At 71.9% G+C, this 2,999-nt stretch carries 3 protein-coding genes; all 3 read left to right on the forward strand.

Going from position 1 to position 2,999, the window contains the following annotated elements; all coding sequences use genetic code 11:
- Positions 1-49: 49 nt before the first annotated feature.
- The 3 genes from IH13_RS0133545 to IH13_RS0133555 are packed head-to-tail and all read left to right on the forward strand — an operon-like array spanning position 50 to position 2,998.
- Complete coding sequence (locus IH13_RS0133545) at positions 50-1,018, forward strand: ABC transporter permease (protein WP_031090482.1); 969 nt, start codon at positions 50-52, stop codon at positions 1,016-1,018.
- On the forward strand, positions 1,005-1,955 hold the full coding sequence (locus tag IH13_RS0133550) for an ABC transporter permease (protein WP_234433483.1): 951 nt from the start codon (positions 1,005-1,007) through the stop codon (positions 1,953-1,955). The genes IH13_RS0133545 and IH13_RS0133550 overlap by 14 nt, the downstream gene beginning before the upstream one ends.
- A complete protein-coding gene (locus tag IH13_RS0133555; protein ID WP_051836014.1) occupies positions 1,952-2,998 on the forward strand; it encodes an ABC transporter ATP-binding protein in 1,047 nt (348 codons plus the stop codon). The genes IH13_RS0133550 and IH13_RS0133555 overlap by 4 nt, the downstream gene beginning before the upstream one ends.
- Position 2,999: the final 1 nt, after the last annotated feature.

The raw sequence follows: 2,999 nt of genomic DNA on the forward strand, positions 1-2,999 counted from the left end.
CTCAGAAGATGTGTATAAGAGACAGACACCAGGCAGACCTGGAGGAACCATGAGCACCGCCGTGGTGCGACGACTGGCCCAGAAGGCCCTGGAACTGGTGGGCGTGCTGTTCCTCGCCAGCGTCGGGGTGTTCTCCCTGGCGGTCCTGCTGCCCGGCGACCCCGCCGTCGACATCCTCGGCGCGGGGCGCGACCCCTCCGAGTACGCGGCGCTCCGCCAGGACCTCGGGCTCGACCAGCCGCTGGTCACCCGCTACCTCGACTGGCTGGGCGGCGCCCTGACCGGGGACCTCGGCCACTCCGTCGTACCCCCGCAGAGCGAGGTCACCGACCGGGTGCTGTCCGCGCTGCCCGTCAGCTTCGAGATCGCGGCGCTCGGACTGCTGCTGGCCCTGCTGATCGCGGTACCGACGGCCATGTGGTCGGCCTACCGGGAGGGTTCCGCCGCCGACCGGATCCTCGGTGCGGCCACCTTCGGCATCCTGTCCGTGCCCAGCTTCCTGGCCGGGCTGCTGCTGATCCTCGTTTTCGTCAACTCGGGTGGCCTCTTCCCCCGTTCGGAGTGGGTGCGGCTCGGTGACGGGGACCTGCTGGGCAACCTCCACCACGCCTTCCTGCCGGCGCTGACCGTCGCCCTCGCCGAACTCGCCATGTTCACAAGGGTGCTGCGCAGCGACCTCATCGTCACCCTCCGCGAGGACTACATCCTCGCCGCCCGGGCCAAGGGCATGAGCCCCCTGCGCATCCTGTTCACCGACGCGCTGCGCCCCTCCTCCTTCTCCCTCGTCACCCTGCTCGGCCTGAGCCTCGGCCGGCTGATCGGCAGCACCGTCGTCGTGGAGTACCTCTTCTCGCTGCCCGGCATGGGGACCCTCGTCGTCAACGCCGCGGGCCAGGGCGACTTCCCGATGGTCCAGGGCGCCGTACTCACCATCGCCGTGATCTACGTGGTCCTCAACGCCGGCATCGACTTCTCCTACGGTTACCTCGACCCGAGGACGCGACGTGCTCATCTCTGACCTGGCTCCGCGCACGCGGACGCCTCTGCCCCTGCTCGCGGCCGTGTCCCTCACCGTGGTCGGCCTCGTGCTCCTGGTGTTCGGAGCGACGACCCCCCACCTGGTCCCGCCCGCCAAGGCGGCCCTCGCCCTGCTCGGTCTCGGCCTGCTGCTGAACGGCGCCTCCCGGCTCCTCGCCCCGTGGCTGCCGCTCGCCGAGGACCGCGACGTCGCCACCACCGTCGCCGAACCGGTCTTCGCCACCCCCGCCTTCACCGGCGCCCACCCGCTCGGCACCAACGGCTTCGGCCTCGACCTGCTGGCCAGATCCCTCTACGGGGCCCGCTCCTCGCTGGTCATCTCCCTGTCCGCGGTCGCCGTCGGCACCCTGGTCGGCGGCGCGATCGGCATGGTCGCCGGCTACTTCCGCAAGAGCGTCGACCGGGCGGTCGGCATCGCGACCAACTCGCTGCTCGCGGTCCCCCCGCTCATCCTGCTCATCGCACTCGCCACCGTGCTCGAACCCCACCTGCGCAACGTGGCCCTCTCGCTGTCGCTGCTCACGATCCCCGGCATGGTGCGGCTCGCCCGCGCCACCACCATGGCCTACGCCAACCGGGAGTTCGTCGTCGCGGCCCGCGCCATGGGCGCCCGGAGCTCCCGCATCCTGGCGCGCGAACTGCTCCCCAACGTCCTGCTGCCCCTCCTGTCCCTGGCCGTCGTGATGATCTCGGTCCTGATCGTCGCCGAGGCGTCCCTCAGCTTCCTCGGACTCGGCATCCAGCCGCCGGAACCCACCTGGGGAAACATGATCGCCGAGGGAGAGGGCCAGGTCTTCGAGGAGCACCCGCACATCGTGCTCGTGCCCGGCGCCTTCCTCTTCCTCACCGTGTTCGCCTTCAACATCGTCGGCGAGAAGGCTCGCGGGCGATGGGACTCCCGGAGCGTGAAGCTGTGACCACACCAACCGCCGCCGGGCACCCGGCGCCCGCCCCCGGCACGCCCCTGCTCACCGCCACCGGCGTACGGACCGCCTTCCGCACCCCGCGCGGAGCGATGCGGGCCGTCGACGGCGTCTCGCTGTCGCTGTCGGAGGGCGAGACCCTCGGCATCGTGGGGGAGTCCGGGTCGGGCAAGTCGGTGCTGGGCCGCACCCTGATGGGGCTGATCACCGACGGCCCCGGCACCACCGTGTCCGGCTCGGTCCTCCTCGGCGGCAAGGACGTCCACCGGCTCACCCCCGCCGGGCGGCGCGCCCTGTGGGGCACCGAGGTCGCCATGGTGTTCCAGGACCCGATGACCTCGCTGAACCCCGTCAAGAAGGTCGGCGCCCACCTCTCCGAGAGCATCCGCCTGCACCTGAAGCTGAGCCGCGCCGACGCCCGTACACGCGCCGTCGACCTGCTCCGGCAGGTCGGCATCCCCGAACCGGCCCGGCGCGCCGCGCAGTACCCGCACGAACTCTCCGGCGGGATGCGGCAGCGCGTCGTCATCGCCATGGCCCTGGCCTGCGGCCCCCGGCTGCTCATCGCCGACGAACCGACCACCGCCCTCGACGTCACCGTGCAGAAGCAGATCCTGGACCTGCTCCAGTCGCTGACCGAGGACCTCGGTATGGCGACGATCCTCATCAGCCACGACCTCGCCACGGTCGCCGGCCGCACCGACCGCGTCGCCGTGATGTACGCGGGACGCCTCGTAGAGTACGCGGACACCGCCGCCGTCTTCGACCGCCCCCGGCACCCGTACAGCAGCGCCCTCATCGCCTCGATCCCGCGCCTCGACCAGCCCCCGCACACCCTGCTGCCCACCATCGAGGGCAGGCCCCCGGACCTGCTGCACCCGCCCGCCGGCTGCCGGTTCGCCCCCCGCTGCACCGCCGCGACGGAGCACTGCGCCACCGAGGCACCCGAGCTCGCCGGATACCCCGGTGACCGTGACGCCGGCGGCGCCGTCGCCTGTCACCACCCGCTGGGCGCCACCGAGGAGGCCACCGTATGAC

This window comes from Streptomyces sp. NRRL WC-3549 (assembly GCF_000721935.1).
Classification (GTDB): domain Bacteria; phylum Actinomycetota; class Actinomycetes; order Streptomycetales; family Streptomycetaceae; genus Streptomyces.

Bases quoted from the DNA above. Each gene is read 5' to 3' on its own strand.
- IH13_RS0133545 (WP_031090482.1), top strand. From the start codon at position 50: ATGAGCACCGCCGTGGTGCGACGACTGGCCCAGAAGGCCCTGGAACTG.